This window comes from Pantoea sp. DY-5, assembly GCF_019795955.1.
In the GTDB taxonomy this organism is placed as follows: domain Bacteria; phylum Pseudomonadota; class Gammaproteobacteria; order Enterobacterales; family Enterobacteriaceae; genus Pantoea; species Pantoea leporis.
This window is the reverse complement of the sequence record NZ_JAIMIE010000001.1, coordinates 1,364,597-1,380,728: the sequence shown is the minus strand read 5'-3', so window position 1 is coordinate 1,380,728 and position 16,132 is coordinate 1,364,597. Positions and strand designations below refer to the sequence as shown.

Annotated in this window: 15 protein-coding genes; 14 read left to right on the top strand and 1 reads right to left on the bottom strand. The window is 56.3% G+C overall.

Annotated features, from left to right (window positions below; all coding sequences use genetic code 11):
• Positions 1-7 precede the first annotated feature (7 nt).
• The 9 genes from phrB to nei all read left to right on the top strand — a co-directional run bounded on the left by phrB (position 8) and on the right by nei (position 7,927).
• Complete coding sequence (gene phrB, locus K5Y30_RS06545; protein WP_222210740.1) at positions 8-1,435, top strand: deoxyribodipyrimidine photo-lyase; 1,428 nt, start codon at positions 8-10, stop codon at positions 1,433-1,435.
• A gap of 18 nt (positions 1,436-1,453) precedes the next feature.
• Positions 1,454-2,197 (top strand): type 2 GTP cyclohydrolase I, encoded by a 744-nt coding sequence (locus K5Y30_RS06540; RefSeq protein ID WP_222210739.1) that lies wholly within the window; start codon positions 1,454-1,456, stop codon positions 2,195-2,197.
• A 161-nt stretch (positions 2,198-2,358) separates the two neighbouring features.
• Positions 2,359-3,015, top strand: a complete 657-nt coding sequence (pxpB, locus tag K5Y30_RS06535; protein WP_222210738.1) for a 5-oxoprolinase subunit PxpB — start codon at positions 2,359-2,361, stop codon at positions 3,013-3,015.
• Complete coding sequence (gene pxpC, locus K5Y30_RS06530) at positions 3,009-3,941, top strand: 5-oxoprolinase subunit PxpC (RefSeq protein ID WP_101763224.1); 933 nt, start codon at positions 3,009-3,011, stop codon at positions 3,939-3,941. Before pxpB ends, pxpC begins: the two co-directional genes overlap by 7 nt.
• The gene (gene pxpA / locus K5Y30_RS06525; RefSeq protein ID WP_222210737.1) at positions 3,931-4,668 is read left to right on the top strand and encodes a 5-oxoprolinase subunit PxpA; all 738 of its coding nucleotides are present in this window, start codon (positions 3,931-3,933) and stop codon (positions 4,666-4,668) included. The genes pxpC and pxpA overlap by 11 nt, the downstream gene beginning before the upstream one ends.
• Before the next feature lie 59 nt (positions 4,669-4,727).
• Complete coding sequence (locus tag K5Y30_RS06520) at positions 4,728-5,456, top strand: DUF969 domain-containing protein (RefSeq protein ID WP_137385379.1); 729 nt, start codon at positions 4,728-4,730, stop codon at positions 5,454-5,456.
• Complete coding sequence (locus tag K5Y30_RS06515; RefSeq protein ID WP_222181645.1) at positions 5,456-6,472, top strand: DUF979 domain-containing protein; 1,017 nt, start codon at positions 5,456-5,458, stop codon at positions 6,470-6,472. The genes K5Y30_RS06520 and K5Y30_RS06515 overlap by 1 nt, the downstream gene beginning before the upstream one ends.
• Before the next feature lie 7 nt (positions 6,473-6,479).
• Positions 6,480-7,127 carry a pyroglutamyl-peptidase I gene (gene pcp, locus K5Y30_RS06510; RefSeq protein WP_101763220.1) on the top strand — a complete coding sequence of 216 codons (648 nt, stop codon included), beginning with the start codon at positions 6,480-6,482 and terminating at the stop codon, positions 7,125-7,127.
• 11 nt (positions 7,128-7,138) lie between these two features.
• Positions 7,139-7,927 carry an endonuclease VIII gene (nei, locus tag K5Y30_RS06505; protein WP_101763219.1) on the top strand — a complete coding sequence of 263 codons (789 nt, stop codon included), beginning with the start codon at positions 7,139-7,141 and terminating at the stop codon, positions 7,925-7,927.
• A 36-nt stretch (positions 7,928-7,963) separates the two neighbouring features.
• Here nei and K5Y30_RS06500 read toward each other — a convergent pair whose 3' ends face one another.
• Positions 7,964-9,247, bottom strand: coding sequence for a citrate synthase (locus K5Y30_RS06500; RefSeq protein WP_008107361.1), 1,284 nt, complete (start codon positions 9,245-9,247; stop codon positions 7,964-7,966).
• Positions 9,248-9,841: 594 nt separating this feature from the next.
• Here K5Y30_RS06500 and sdhC point away from each other — a divergent pair.
• The 5 genes from sdhC to sucA all read left to right on the top strand — a co-directional run bounded on the left by sdhC (position 9,842) and on the right by sucA (position 16,127).
• Positions 9,842-10,273, top strand: coding sequence for a succinate dehydrogenase cytochrome b556 subunit (sdhC, locus tag K5Y30_RS06495; protein WP_168197448.1), 432 nt, complete (start codon positions 9,842-9,844; stop codon positions 10,271-10,273).
• Entirely contained in the window at positions 10,267-10,614 is a 348-nt protein-coding gene (gene sdhD, locus K5Y30_RS06490; RefSeq protein WP_049850912.1) for a succinate dehydrogenase membrane anchor subunit, read from the top strand. The genes sdhC and sdhD overlap by 7 nt, the downstream gene beginning before the upstream one ends.
• The gene (gene sdhA / locus K5Y30_RS06485) at positions 10,615-12,381 is read left to right on the top strand and encodes a succinate dehydrogenase flavoprotein subunit (protein ID WP_101763217.1); all 1,767 of its coding nucleotides are present in this window, start codon (positions 10,615-10,617) and stop codon (positions 12,379-12,381) included.
• Between the two features lie 14 nt (positions 12,382-12,395).
• Entirely contained in the window at positions 12,396-13,112 is a 717-nt protein-coding gene (locus K5Y30_RS06480) for a succinate dehydrogenase iron-sulfur subunit (protein WP_007890649.1), read from the top strand.
• Between the two features lie 207 nt (positions 13,113-13,319).
• The gene (gene sucA / locus K5Y30_RS06475) at positions 13,320-16,127 is read left to right on the top strand and encodes a 2-oxoglutarate dehydrogenase E1 component (RefSeq protein ID WP_222210736.1); all 2,808 of its coding nucleotides are present in this window, start codon (positions 13,320-13,322) and stop codon (positions 16,125-16,127) included.
• Positions 16,128-16,132: the final 5 nt, after the last annotated feature.

Sequence of the window (16,132 nt, the reverse complement as noted above, 5' to 3'; positions counted from 1 at the left end):
GGGCTTTATGACCACCCATTTAGTTTGGCTGCGCAACGATCTGCGCCTCAATGACAACACGGCGCTGGCCGCCGCCTGCCGCGATAGCCAGGCCAAAGTGATTGCGCTGTTTATCGCCACACCGCAGCAGTGGCAGCAACACCATATGGCGCCAAAGCAGGCGGCGTTCATCCAGCAAAGTCTCAGTTTGTTGCAGAAGTCATTGGCTGAACGCGGCATTCCTCTGCATTTCCATCAGTGTGATGACTTTGCCGCTTCGATTGAGTATCTGGCGAAATTTTGCCAGCAGCAACGGGTTGATGCGCTGTTCTACAACTACCAGTACGAAATCAACGAGCGTGAACGCGATGCGCAGGCGGAGAAACGTCTGGATGCGCAGGGCGTAGTATGTCAGGGATTCGATGACAGCTTGCTGCTGCCGCCGGGCAGCGTGCAAACCGGCAGCAACACCATGTTCAAAGTGTTCACGCCGTTCAGCAAAGCCTTTGTTCGTCGTTTACATCAGGGCTTACCGGAGTGCCATCAGGCACCGAAAGCGCGTGATGGTGCGCCCATCAGTATCGAAAAGAAGATTCCCGCTTTTGATTATCCTTGTGAAGCCTTTGATGAAAGCCTGTTCCCGGCGGGAGAAGAGGCGGCGTTAAAACAGCTGCGCCACTTCGCCAAACAGGCGGTGCAACATTATCCGGATCAACGTGATTTGCCGGCCATTGACGGTACCAGCCGGTTATCGGCCTATCTGGCGATTGGCGTGTTGTCGCCGCGTCAGTGTCTGCATCGCGTATTAAAAGAGCATCCCGATGCGCTCAACGAAGGCAAGGCTTTTAACTGGCTGAACGAACTGATCTGGCGCGAATTTTATCGTCATCTGATGGTGGCATTTCCCGCGCTGTGTAAGCATCAGCCGTTTGTCGACTGGACGCGCAACGTGGATTGGCAGCAAAACGACGGGCATCTCAAAGCCTGGCAACAGGGCAAAACCGGCTATCCGATTGTTGATGCGGCGATGCGCCAGCTCAACACGCTCGGCTGGATGCATAATCGCTTGCGCATGATTACCGCCAGTTTCCTGGTGAAGGATCTGTTGATCGACTGGCGTGAAGGCGAGCGTTATTTCATGCAGCAGCTGATCGATGGCGATCTGGCCGCCAACAACGGCGGCTGGCAGTGGGCCGCGTCAACCGGCACCGATGCCGCGCCCTATTTTCGTATCTTTAATCCCACCACGCAGGGCGAGCGCTTCGATAAACAGGGCGAGTTTATCCGTCAGTGGCTGCCGGAACTCAGTGAAGTGCCCGACAGCGATATCCATCAGCCGCAGGTGTGGGCACAGAAAAATAACAAGAAACTCGATTATCCAGCGCCAATCGTGGAACATAAGGACGCACGTAAAAAGACACTAGACGCCTTTGAGCGCGCTCGCAGCGCGGCTTGAGGCGGTCAGGGAGCCGTAATGAATAATGTCGAGTTAGAACAGATCGTTAACCAGCAGCTGAATAACAGCGCCTTCAGCGACTATGCGCCGAACGGTTTGCAGGTGGAAGGGCGCGCCGAGGTCAAAACCATCATCACTGGCGTGACCGCTTGTCAGGCGCTGCTGGATGAAGCGGTTAAGCGCAACGCCGATGCGGTGTTGGTGCATCACGGATACTTCTGGAAAAGCGAAACGCCGGTAATTAAAGGCATGAAACGCCAGCGTCTGCGCACGCTGCTGGCCAATGATATCAACCTGTATGGCTGGCATCTGCCGCTGGATGCGCATCCCGAGTTGGGTAATAACGCGCAGCTGGCGCGTCTGTTTGATATTGAAGTGAAAGGCGAGATTCAGCCGCTGGTGCCGTGGGGCGAACTGGCCGAACCACTGAGTGGCGCGGCGCTGGCGCAGAAAATTGCCCAGCGTTTAGGTCGCACACCGCTGCACTGCGGTGATAACGCGCCGGCTTTAATTAAGCGCGTTGCCTGGTGTAGCGGCGGCGGTCAGGGCTTTATCGATAGCGCGGCAGCCTTTGGCGTCGATGCCTTTATTACCGGCGAAGTCTCCGAGCAAACCATCCACAGCGCGCGCGAACAAGGTTTGCACTTCTATGCCGCCGGACACCACGCGACAGAACGCGGCGGTATCAAGGCGCTGGGCGAGTGGTTAGCCGCCCATCATGGCCTTGATGTGACCTTTATCGACATCGACAATCCTGCCTGATTTCTCCACTCTCACGTCCTTAACCTGCGTTAAGGGCGCAAATCTGTTGACACATCTCTGTCACTTTCGCATAACTTATGGCCTTTACGCATAAACGAGACATGCGGTCGCCATGAATGACGACCCTACGTAATGTTTTGACTTTTACCAGGAGGTTGTTTTTGCAACGAGCACGTTGTTATCTGCTAGGTGAGCGCGCGGTGGTGCTGGAACTGGAACCGCCGGTTTCGTTGACCAGCCAGCAGCGCATCTGGGGATTGTGTCAGCGACTGCAGCAAAACGAGCAGGTTGAGGAAGTGATTCCTGGCATGAACAACCTGACGTTGCTGCTGCGCGATCCGCAACTCAATGCATTGGACGCGATTGAGCGTTTGCAGCGCTGGTGGGAAGAGAGCGAAGCGCAGCTGCCGGAATCGCGCCGCGTCGAGATTCCTGTCGTGTACGGCGGCGCAGGCGGGCCGGATCTGCAGGAGGTGGCGGAGCGCGCCAACATGACGCCCAGGCAAGCGGTAGAACTGCACAGCAGCATCGATTACGTGGTCTATTTCATCGGCTTCCAGCCTGGTTTCCCTTATCTCGGTGGCCTGGATGAGCGTTTACACACGCCACGCCGCGCTGAACCGCGCGTGCTGGTGCCGAGCGGCTCGGTAGGCATCGGCGGCAGCCAAACCGGCATCTATCCACTCGCCGCACCCGGCGGCTGGCAACTGATTGGTCACACGCCACTTAGCCTGTTCGATCCACTTCAGCATCCACCGACACTGTTACGCCCCGGCGATAGCGTGCGTTTTGTGCCGCAGCAGGAGGGCGTATGTTGAAAATTCTTCGCGCGGGCATGATGACCTCGCTGCAAGACCACGGCCGCACCGGCTTCCGCCAATATGGCATCAGCGTGGGCGGCGCACTCGATCAACCGGCAATGCGCACCGCCAATATGCTGGTGGGCAACCCCGAGCAGAGCGCAGTGCTGGAAATCGTGCTGGGACAATTTAAAACGCAGTTTACGCGCGATGGCTGGTTTGCATTGACGGGCGCGGGCTGCAATGCCGATCTGGATGGCAAACCGGTCTGGACCGGCTGGCGTCTGCCGGTGAAAAAAGGGCAGGTGCTGACGCTGGCAACGCCAACGCGCGGCATGCGCAGTTATCTGGCGGTCAACGGTGGTTTTGCCGTGCCGGACATGCTCGGTTCGGTCAGTACCGATCTCAAGGCAGCTTTTGGCGGCTGGCAGGGACGTAAACTGCAGGATGGCGACGAGCTGCCGTTGGGTAAACCGACGCGCGACTTCAAAGATAAAGCCGGCGTGCGTCAACTGCTGTGGGGCAACCGCATCCGCGCCTTAGCGGGCCCGGAATATAACGAGTTCTCGCGTGAGGCCCAGCAGGGTTTCTGGCGCAGCCCGTGGAAGCTCAGTCCGCAAAGTAATCGCATGGGTTATCGCCTGCAGGGACGTCAACTGCATCGCGATGCGACGCGCGATTTGCTGTCGCACGGTTTAGTGCCCGGCGTGGTACAGGTGCCGCCCAATGGTCAACCGATTGTGTTGATGGCGGATGCACAAACCACCGGCGGCTATCCGCGCATTGCCTGCATCATCGAAGCCGATCTCTATCATCTGGCGCAAATTCGTCTCGGCGAACCGATTCACTTTATCCACTGCACGCTGGAAGACGCGATACACGCCAAACAGCATCAACAACGTTCCTTCGACCAAATAGCCTGGGGATTGGCCCATGAAGATTGATCTTAACGCCGATCTCGGCGAAGGCAGCGCCAGTGATCAGGAGCTGCTGATGCTGGTGAGTTCAGCCAATATCGCCTGCGGCTTCCACGCTGGTGATGCGCAAACCATGCTGCAATCGGTGCGCTGGGCGAAAGCGTCTGGCGTGGCGATTGGCGCGCATCCAAGTTTCCCCGATCGGGAAAACTTTGGCCGTACCGCCATGCAGCTGCCGCCGGAAACGGTGTATGCGCAGATGATCTACCAGATTGGTGCGCTGAAAAGCATTGCGGAGAGCGAAGGCGAACGGCTGGTACACGTCAAGCCGCACGGCATGCTGTACAACCAGGCGGCGGGCGATCCGCAACTGGCGGATGCCATCGCGCGCGCGGTAAAAGCCGTGGATAGCGGATTGATTCTGGTCGGATTGGCGGGCAGCGCGTCGATTGCGGCGGCGGCGCATCATGGTCTGCGCACCCGCGAAGAGGTGTTTGCCGATCGCGGCTATCTGGCGAGCGGGGCGTTAGTGCCACGCAGCCAGCCGCAAGCGATGATTGAAGATGCGGAACAGGCGCTGGCGCAAACGCTGGCGATGGTGCAGCAGCGTCAGGTGCAGAGCATCAGCGGAGAATGGGTCAAGGTTAACGCCGAAACCGTCTGTTTACACGGTGATGGCGCACACGCGCTGCAGTTCGCCCGCACGTTGCGCGCGGCATTTGCGACCAGTCAGATTGCGGTCACCAGCGCATAACGTTTTTACTCATTGCCCGGCATCACGCCGGGCTTTGTCTTTTCACATAAGGGAACAACATGGATAACGTGGTAAACCTCTGGCCGCTGCTGGGCATTGCCGCCATCATTCTGGGTTTTGTGCTGCGCTTTAACCCGGTGCTGGTGGTGATTGTGGCGGGCTTCGTCACCGGGCTGGCGGCGCATCTGCCGCTGGCAGACATTCTGGAAAAACTCGGCTCTGGCTTCCTCAATACGCGTAATCTGCCGCTGATTCTGCTGCTGCCGCTGGCTGTTATCGGTTTGCTGGAGCGTCATGGCCTGAAAGAGCGGGCGCAAAGCTGGATTGCGCAGATCAAAACCGCCACCGCCGGCCGCTTGCTGATCGTCTACCTGTTTGTGCGTGAAGCCACCGCCGCGCTGGGCTTAACCAGCCTGGGCGGGCATCCGCAAATGGTGCGTCCGCTGCTGGCGCCGATGGCCGAAGGTGCCACAGAAAACCGCTACGGTGATGTCCCGCCAGAGGTGCGCCATCGTCTGCGCGCCATGTCTGCAGCGACCGATAACGTCGGTCTGTTCTTTGGCGAGGATATCTTCGTTGCCTTTGGCGCGATTATCTTCATGCATAACTTTATGCAGGAATCTGCCGGTATCAGCACCGAACCGCTGCATATCGCGCTGTGGGGCATTCCTACCGCGCTCTGTGCTTTCCTCATTCATTCAGCTCGTCTGGTGCGTCTCGATCGCCAGCTGTCGCGTGAATTGGGCGCGTTAAACCAGCAGGCGCTGAACGCCAAAGGAGCGAAGTAATGTTCCAGCAACAATATTTGATGTGGCTGGCAGGGGTAATCCTGCTGGTGGTTGCCGTGCTTTCATGGCGTGACAGCGCTAACCCGCGCCGTTTTACCACCGGTCTGTTCTGGGCACTGTATGGCCTGATTTTTCTGATTGGCGACGGTGCTTATCAGCTGATGGGACAATGGGCGGGCGATGCCGAACTCGGCCGCCGCTGGTTGCATATCGGCGTGGGCGTGGCCGTGGTATTGATGGCGTTGATTGCTGGTTTCGGCGGCGTGCGTCTGGGTCGTTATCATCAGCGCAGCGATGAGCAGAAACAGGAGAGTGCCAAACGTCTGCACAACAAACTGTTCCTGCCAGCGCTGGCGATTCCACTGGTGACGGTGATTGGTGTGCTGGCGTTTAACCATATTCCCGGTTTGCAGGACAGGGTGTTTGGTCCCGGCAATCACGCCACGCTGGTGACGCTGTTCTCCATGATGATTGGCTGCCTGCTGGGCTGGTTGATCGCGTTGAAAATCACCCATGAAAAGCCGCTGCAGTCGATGCAGGAAACCCGTCGCCTGCTGGATGCGGTGGGTTGGGCGTTTATTCTGCCGCAGATTCTGGCCACGCTTGGCCTGCTGTTCACCAGCGCCGGTGTCGGCACGGCGATTTCGCACCTCACTGAACAATATCTGGCGGTGGATAATCGCCTGATTGCCGTCGCGGTATATGCGGGTGGCATGGCATTGCTGACCATGGTGATGGGCAATGCGTTTGCTGCCTTCCCGATTGTGACCGCCGGCATTGGTATTCCGATTCTGGTACTGCAGCACGGCGGCAATCCAGCGGTAATGGCGGCGATTGGGATGTTCTCCGGCTATTGCGGCACGCTGATGACGCCGATGGCGGCCAACTTCAACATCGTACCAGCACGCCTGCTGGAGCTGCCGGACCGCAACGCGGTGATCAAGGCTCAGGTGCCAACCGGTGTGCTACTGTTGGTAGTGAATATTTTCCTGCTCTACTTCCTGATGTTCTTGTGAGGTTGCAATGAAAACGGTGTTAATGACGGCGTTTGAGCCCTTTGGTGGCGAAAACATCAACCCTTCATGGGAAGCGGTGCGCACTTTTGACGGCAAAGAGATCGCCGGTGCGCGCATTGTGGTCCGCCAGCTGCCGGTGGTGTTTGCCACCTGCGGTGAAGTGCTGACGCGCGCGCTGGAGGAGATTCAACCCGATCGCGTGTTGTGCGTCGGGCAAGCCGGCGGCCGCGCCGATATTACGGTTGAACGCGTTGCGATCAACGTGGATGACGCGCGCATACCGGATAACAACCAGCAGCAACCGATCGATCAGCCCATCGAGGCGGATGGCCCGGCGGCTTATTTCTCCACGCTGCCGATCAAAGCGATGGTTGCCGCGCTGCGTGAAGTGGGTGTGCCGGCCTCGGTATCGCAAACCGCCGGCACCTTCACCTGTAACCACGTGATGTACAGCCTGCTGCACTGGATCCACACCACCAACAGCAAGGCGCGCGGCGGTTTTGTTCATATCCCGTATATGCCGGAACAAGCGGTGCACCATCCCGGCGTGGCCAGCATGGCGACTGCAAGCGTGATTCAGGCGCTGGAAACCTCGCTGCAGGTGATCCTGAGTACCGAAAATGATATCCGCGTCGTCGGTGGCGCTACGCATTAAAAGGAGTTGTTATGCCTGAGGGACCGGAGATCCGCCGCGCGGCGGATCAACTGGCAGAGGCAATGGTCGGCAAACCCCTTACCGATGTGTGGTTTGCCTTTCCACAGCTGAAAACCTACGAACCGGCGCTGATGGATGCCACCATCAACGCCTTCGAAACGCGCGGTAAAGCGCTGCTCACCCACTTCTCCAACGGTTTGACGCTCTACAGCCACAATCAGCTGTACGGCGTGTGGCGCGTGGTGCCAACCGGTACGCAGCCGAATACCACACGCCAGCTGCGCGTTCGGCTCGCAACGGCGGATAAAACCATTTTGCTGTATAGCGCCTCGGATATTGAGCTGCTCAACGCCGATACCTTAGCAGCGCATCCGTTTTTGCAGCGCGTGGGCCCGGATGTGCTGGATGCCAGCTTAACGGTGGAAGAGGTGCGCGAGCGTTTGCTGTCGCCGCGTTTTCGTCGTCGCCAGTTCAGCGGCTTGCTGCTTGATCAGGCCTTTTTAGCCGGCCTCGGCAATTATCTGCGCGTGGAGATTTTGTGGCATGCCGGATTGCTGGCGTCGCATCGGGCGCAGGACCTCAGCGAACAGCAGCTGACGGCGTTAAGTGAGGCGATGCTGGCGGTGCCGCGTTTGTCATACGAGATGCGTGGCAGCATGAAGAAGTATCATGAAGAAGCAGCGTTTCGCTTCGAGGTATTTCATCGGCAGGGGAAAAAGTGTCGGCGGTGCGGCGCGGTGATTGAGAAGGGCGTGCTGTCATCGCGGCCGTTTTACTGGTGCCCGGGATGCCAGTTGTAGCGCTATAAAAAAGGCGGCCAGATGGCCGCCTTTCTCTTATTTATCCAGCGCCGAGGTGAATGGACGCTCGGTGTAACCGGTATACAGCTGACGCGGACGGGCGATTTTCATGCCTTCGTCGTGCATCTCTTTCCAGTGTGCAATCCAGCCCACGGTGCGCGCCATCGCGAAAATAACGGTAAACATGGAAGACGGAATGCCCATTGCTTTCAGGATGATGCCTGAATAGAAATCGACGTTTGGATAGAGTTTACGCTCGATGAAGTAAGGGTCGTTCAGCGCGATGTGTTCCAGCTCCATCGCCACTTCCAGCAGATCATCTTTCATGCCCAGTTCGTTCAGCACTTCGTGACAGGTATCGCGCATCACGGTGGCACGTGGATCGTAGTTTTTGTACACGCGGTGGCCGAAGCCCATTAGACGGAACGAATCGTTCTTGTCTTTCGCACGTTTAACAAACTCAGGGATGTGATCAACGGTGCTGATCTCTTCCAGCATGCGCAGTGTCGCTTCGTTGGCACCGCCGTGCGCCGGTCCCCACAGTGAAGCGATACCGGCGGCGATACAGGCAAACGGGTTCGCGCCTGAAGAGCCTGCGGTACGGACGGTAGAGGTAGAAGCGTTCTGCTCATGGTCGGCGTGCAGAATCAGAATACGGTCCATCGCGCGTTCCAGCACTGGATTCACTTTGTACTCTTCGCACGGCGTGGCGAACATCATGTGCAGGAAGTTACCGGCATAAGAGAGATCGTTGCGCGGATACACAAACGGCTGGCCAATCGAGTACTTGTAGCACATCGCTGCCATGGTCGGCATTTTCGACAACAGGCGGAACGCAGCGATTTCACGGTGACGTTCAATGTTGACGTCTAATGAGTCGTGATAAAACGCTGCCAGCGCACCGGTCACACCACACATTACTGCCATTGGATGCGAATCGCGGCGGAAGCCGTGGAACAGTCGGGTGATTTGCTCGTGAATCATGGTGTGGCGGGTAACGGTGGTGCGGAACTCTTCAAACTGGGCTTGGGTCGGGGCTTCGCCATTTAACAGGATGTAACACACTTCAAGATAGTTTGAGTGGGTTGCCAGCTGATCAATCGGGAAACCGCGGTGTAACAGAATACCTTCGTCACCATCAATAAAGGTGATTTTAGATTCGCAGGACGCCGTAGAGGTGAAGCCGGGATCGAAGGTGAACAGGCCTTGTGAGCCAAGGGCGCGGACATCAACTACATCTTGTCCCAGCGTGCCTTGCATCACGTCCAGTTCAACAGAAGTATTATCTTGTAGGGTTAGCGTCACTTTTTTATCTGTCATTATTTCGTCTCCATAGCGCCTTTAAGGTAAGGATCTTAGACACCAGAATAGCCATGTTGTTACGTAAAACCACAATCTTCACAGCATCACTCTGCGGTAACGTTGGTCGTGCAGGGTTACAGAGTAAATGCTGAACTGGGCCATTCGGTGGCGTCGGGGCATGACATGCTGCACATCGAGGATGTTAAAGTTCCTGTCACGACATAACTTCTTGGTAACCAATAACCTGATGCTTGGTGTTACTTGTATTGGCAATGTTACATAACTTGAGCTTAGGGGAAAGTGTATCCCCATAACTTTTGTGCATCATAGGACTTTAATGCGATTGTTTGTAACTGAAATGTTGATCTTTTGTCAAATCAGATAATTAAAAATGTATGAATTGTGAAATTCGTGAGACTGATCACTGTTCAGCCTAAATGTGACCAAAGAGATTGTAGGGGAATTGTAATCAGAATGTGATCCTCCTATACTGCGGCCAGGTCTCCGGAACACCCTGACACCAGGAGCCACCCAGCGTTTTACCCGCTTTATTTAACACTGGATGTTGCTATTTTGGTGGCGGTTGCAGTCTGAACACACGCTGTGTCTCTGATGCAACTCAGGACCGGAGGAAGCAAAATAAAAAAGAGCTGTGTGGGCAAAACCGTGAAAAAACAAAGACCTGTTAACTTGGATCTCTCGACGATCCGGTTTCCCGTTACTGCAATATCGTCCATTCTCCACCGCGTCTCCGGCGTGATCACCTTTGTCGCTCTCGGAATTCTGCTCTGGTTACTGGGTCTCTCTCTCTCCTCTCCAGAAGGTTTCCAGCAAGCGGCATCCATCATGGATAGCTTCTTCGCCAAATTCATCATGTGGGGCATTTTAACTGCGCTGGCGTATCACGCTGTGAGCGGTATTCGCCATATGTTGGCTGATTTTGGTGTAACAGCAGAAACCCTGCAGGTGGGAACCCGTTCCGCGCAAGCGGCTTTTGTTATCACTGTCGTGCTCTCAATTTTGGCTGGAGTCCTCGTATGGTAAGCAATGCTTCTGCATTAGGACGCAACGGTATCCATGACTGGCTGTTACTGCGTGCTGCTGCAATCTTAATTACGCTCTATATTCTCTACATCCTCGGTTTTGTCGTGATGACAGGCACGCTGACGTATGACGTCTGGCATGGCTTCTTCTCGTCCGCCTTCACGAAAGTGTTCACCATGTTGACGCTGTTCTCGATTCTGATCCACGGCTGGATTGGAATGTGGCAGGTGCTGACTGACTACGTGAAACCTGTTGCAACCCGTTTGTTGCTGCAGTTTGTGATTGTGGTTGCGCTGTTGTCATATGCGATTTATGGAACCGTTGTTGTGTGGGGTGTGTAAATGAGTTTGCCAGTCAGAGAATTTGATGCCGTGGTGATCGGCGCGGGTGGCGCAGGAATGCGCGCCGCTCTGCAAATCTCCCAATCGGGCCAGACTTGTGCCCTGTTATCCAAAGTATTCCCAACCCGTTCCCATACCGTATCGGCGCAGGGCGGTATTACCGTTGCGCTGGGTAACACCCATGACGATAACTGGGAATGGCACATGTACGACACCGTCAAAGGTTCCGACTTTATCGGCGACCAGGACGCGATCGAATATATGTGTCATGTCGGTCCGGAAGCGATCCTGGAACTGGAACATATGGGATTGCCGTTCTCCCGTCTTGATGATGGCCGCGTCTATCAGCGTCCGTTTGGTGGTCAGTCGAAGAATTTCGGCGGTGAGCAGGCGGCGCGTACCGCAGCTGCGGCCGACCGTACCGGCCACGCCTTGCTGCATACGCTGTATCAGCAGAACCTGAAAAACAAAACCACCATCTTCTCCGAATGGTATGCGCTGGATCTGGTGAAAAACGAAGACGGCGCGATTGTCGGCTGTACGGCTATCTGCATGGAAACCGGCGAAACCGTCTATTTCAAAGCCAAGGCCACTATTCTGGCAACCGGCGGCGCGGGCCGTATTTACCAATCCACCACTAACGCCCACATCAACACCGGTGACGGCGTTGGCATGGCGCTGCGCGCCGGCGTGCCGGTGCAGGATATGGAAATGTGGCAGTTCCACCCAACCGGAATTGCCGGTGCGGGCGTGCTGGTCACCGAAGGTTGCCGTGGTGAAGGCGGTTACCTGCTGAATAAGCACGGTGAACGCTTCATGGAACGTTATGCGCCGAACGCCAAAGATCTGGCGGGGCGTGATGTGGTTGCGCGTTCGATGATGGTGGAAATCCGTGAAGGTCGCGGTTGCGATGGCCCCTGGGGTCCGCACATCAAACTGAAACTCGACCATCTCGGTGCCGAAGTGCTGGAGTCGCGTCTGCCTGGCATCCTTGAGCTGTCGCGTACCTTTGCCCACGTTGACCCAATTAAAGAACCGATTCCGGTGATCCCAACCTGCCACTACATGATGGGCGGCGTGCCAACCAAAGTGACCGGCCAGGCGCTGCGTGTGAATGAGCAGGGCCAGGATGAGGTGATTCCGGGTCTGTTCGCCGTCGGTGAAATCGCCTGCGTATCGGTTCATGGCGCTAACCGCCTCGGCGGCAACTCGCTGCTCGATCTGGTGGTGTTCGGTCGCGCAGCTGGTGTGCATCTGCTGGAGTGTATTGAAGAGCAGGGCGAACTGCGTGAAGCCACGCCTGAAAATATCGATGCAGCGATGGCGCGCTTCAACCGCTGGGAAAATAACACCACCGGTGAAGATCCTGTCGAAATCCGTAAAGCGCTGCAGCGCTGCATGCAGAACAACTTCTCGGTGTTCCGCGATGGCGATGCGATGCGTGAAGGTCTGGAAGAGCTGAAAGTGATTCGTGAGCGTCTGAAATCTGCGCGTCTTGATGACCGTTCGCCAGACTTCAACACCCAGCGTATCGAGTGTCTTGAGCTGGATAACCTGATGGAAACCGCTTACGCCACCGCTGTTGCCGCCAACTTCCGTACCGAAAGCCGTGGCGCACATAGCCGCTTCGACTTCCCGGACCGCGATGATGAAAACTGGCTGTGCCACAGTCTCTATGTTCCGCAGACGGAAAGCATGACGCGCCGTGAGGTGAACATGCAACCGAAACTGCGTGCGGCCTTCCCGCCGAAAGCGCGTACCTACTAATTGCGGAGATCATCATGAGACTCGAATTTTCAATCTATCGTTACAACCCGGAAGTCGATGCCAAGCCGCGTATGCAGGAGTACACCCTGGAGTCGGAAGATGGTCGCGACATGATGCTGCTGGATGCGCTGATCCGTCTGAAAGAGAAAGACCCTACGCTGGCTTTCCGTCGCTCTTGCCGTGAAGGCGTGTGCGGTTCAGATGGTCTGAACATGAACGGTAAAAATGGTTTGGCGTGTATCACGCCGATCTCTGCGCTGGGCAACGGTTCGAAGAAAATTGTTATCCGTCCACTGCCAGGTTTGCCGGTGATCCGCGACCTCGTGGTAGACATGGGACAATTCTATGCACAGTATGAGAAGATTAAGCCTTTCCTGTTGAATAATGGGGAAAATCCACCGGCGCGCGAGCATTTACAGAGCCCAGCCGAGCGTGAGCATCTGGACGGTTTGTATGAGTGTATTCTCTGCGCCTGTTGCTCAACGTCGTGCCCGTCGTTCTGGTGGAATCCGGACAAGTTTGTCGGTCCGGCTGGCCTGCTGGCCGCTTACCGTTTCCTGATCGACAGCCGCGACACGGAAACCAATGCGCGTCTCGACAATCTCAACGATGCTTTCAGTGTTTTCCGCTGTCACAGCATCATGAACTGTGTGAGCGTGTGCCCGAAAGGCCTAAACCCAACGCGCGCCATCGGCCATATTAAGTCGATGCTGCTGCAACGCGGGGCGTAACAGAAAAAGTCACTCTCCGGGAACCTGGGTTCCCGGATGTTTACGGAAGCCTCTATAAGCGCGGTGCTGACCACGCTTATAAAGGTTCCCTTACGAGCCAGGCGCCGGTAGCGCACAGGTTCGTATCGCTGAACTCACTACGGCAAGCCGCGTAAGCGGTAAAAAATGAAACCTCATAAAAAGCAGATTAATGCTTAAGGGATCACAATGCAGAACAGCGCGATGAAACCCTGGCTGGACTCCTCCTGGCTGGCCGGCGCGAACCAATCTTACATAGAGCAGCTCTATGAGGATTTCCTGACCGATCCTGACTCAGTTGATGACATGTGGCGCGAGCTGTTCCAACAGCTGCCGGGCACTGGCGTGAAACCTGAGCAATTTCACTCCACCACGCGTGACTACTTCCGCCGCCTGGCTAAAGACGCTACGCGTTACACATCAACCGTGACCGATCCGGCAACCAACTCTAAACAGGTAAAAGTGCTGCAGCTGATTAATGCGTTCCGCTTCCGCGGCCATCAGCATGCAAACCTCGATCCGCTTGGCCTGTGGAAACAGGACACGGTAGCCGACCTCGATCCGGCTTATCACGATCTGACCGACGCCGATTTTCAGGAAAGCTTTAACGTAGGCTCTTTTGCTATCGGCAAAGAGACCATGAAGCTGTCCGATCTGTTTGCGGCGCTGCAGCAGACTTACTGTGGCTCGATTGGTGCTGAGTACATGCACATCAACAACACCGACGAGAAGCGCTGGATTCAGCAGCGTCTGGAATCGGTGGTGGGCCACGCGTCTTTCAGCAGCGACGAGAAAAAAGGTTTCCTGAAAGAGCTGACCGCGGCAGAAGGCCTGGAAAAATATCTGGGTGCAAAATTCCCGGGTGCGAAGCGCTTCTCGCTGGAAGGCGGCGATGCACTGGTGCCCATGCTGCGCGAGATGATTCGTCACGCGGGCAAGAGCGGTACGCGCGAAGTGGTGCTGGGTATGGCGCACCGCGGTCGTCTCAACGTACTGATCAACGTATTAGGTAAGAAGCCGCAGGATCTGTTTGACGAATTCTCCGGCAAGCACAAAGAACATCTCGGCACCGGCGACGTGAAGTACCACATGGGCTTTTCGTCTGACGTGGAAACCGAAGGCGGCCTGGTGCATCTGGCGCTGGCGTTCAACCCGTCGCATCTGGAAATTGTTAGCCCTGTGGTAATGGGTTCAGTGCGTGCGCGTCTGGATCGTCTGGCTGAGCCAAGCAGCAACAAAGTTCTGCCAATCACCATTCACGGTGATGCTGCAGTAATCGGTCAGGGCGTGGTGCAGGAAACCCTGAACATGTCGCAGGCGCGTGGCTATGAAGTGGGCGGTACCGTTCGCATCGTGATCAACAACCAGGTTGGTTTCACTACCTCCAACCCGAAAGATGCGCGCTCTACGCCGTACTGTACGGATATCGGCAAGATGGTGCTGGCACCGATTTTCCACGTTAACGCGGACGATCCGGAAGCAGTAGCCTTTGTGACTCGCCTGGCGCTGGATTATCGCAACACCTTTAAACGTGATGTCTTCATCGACCTGGTGTGCTATCGCCGTCACGGCCATAACGAAGCCGACGAGCCAAGTGCAACCCAGCCGTTGATGTACCAGAAAATCAAAAAGCATCCGACGCCGCGCAAACTTTATGCCGATCAGCTGGAAAGCGAAGGCGTAGCGACCAGCGAAGATGCCACCGAGATGGTCAATCTCTATCGCGACGCGCTGGATGAAGGCGAATGCGTGGTGCCAGAGTGGCGTCCGATGAGCCTGCACTCATTCACCTGGTCGCCGTATCTGAACCACGAGTGGGACGAAAGCTACCCGGCGACCGTGGAACTGAAACGCCTGCAGGAACTGGCGCGCCGCATCAGCAGCGTACCGGAATCGGTAGAAGTGCAGTCTCGCGTTGCCAAGATCTACAACGATCGTAAAGAGATGGCCGAAGGCAACAAAGCGTTCGACTGGGGCGGTGCAGAAAACCTCGCCTATGCCACGCTGGTTGACGAGGGGATTCCGGTGCGTCTTTCCGGTGAAGATACCGGTCGCGGGACCTTCTTCCACCGTCATGCGGTAATCCACAACCAGACCAACGGCTCAACCTACACGCCGCTGCACCATGTCCATAACGGCCAGGGTCAGTTCAAAGTGTGGGATTCCGTGCTGTCTGAAGAAGCGGTACTGGCTTTCGAATACGGTTATGCCACCGCAGAACCGCGCGTGCTGACCATCTGGGAAGCGCAGTTCGGCGATTTCGCCAATGGCGCGCAGGTGGTGATCGACCAGTTCATCAGCTCCGGCGAACAGAAATGGGGCCGTATGTGTGGCCTGGTCATGTTGCTACCGCACGGTTATGAAGGCCAGGGTCCTGAGCACTCCTCCGCGCGTCTGGAGCGTTATCTGCAACTCTGTGCCGAACAGAACATGCAGGTGTGCGTGCCTTCTACGCCAGCGCAGGTTTACCACATGCTGCGTCGTCAGGCGCTGCGCGGTATGCGCCGTCCGCTGATCGTCATGTCACCGAAATCACTGCTGCGTCATCCGCTGGCGATTTCCAGCCTGGAAGAGTTGGCCACAGGCAGCTTCCAGCCAGCGATTGGTGAGATCGACGATCTCGATCCACAACAGGTAAAACGCGTGGTGCTGTGTTCGGGCAAGGTTTATTACGATCTGCTGGAGCAGCGTCGTAAAAACGAGCAGACCGACGTGGCCATCGTGCGTATCGAACAACTCTATCCGTTCCCGCACAAAGTCGTGCAGGACGTATTGAAAAACTATGCTCATGTGCAGGATTTCGTGTGGTGTCAGGAAGAGCCGCTGAATCAGGGCGCATGGTATTGCAGTCAGCATCATTTCCGCGAAGTGGTTCCATTTGGTGCGTCACTGCGTTATGCAGGCCGTCCGGCTTCTGCTTCACCGGCCGTGGGCTACATGTCCGTACATCAAAAACAGCAGCAAGACCTGGTTAATGACGCGCTGAACCTTGGTTAATAAAA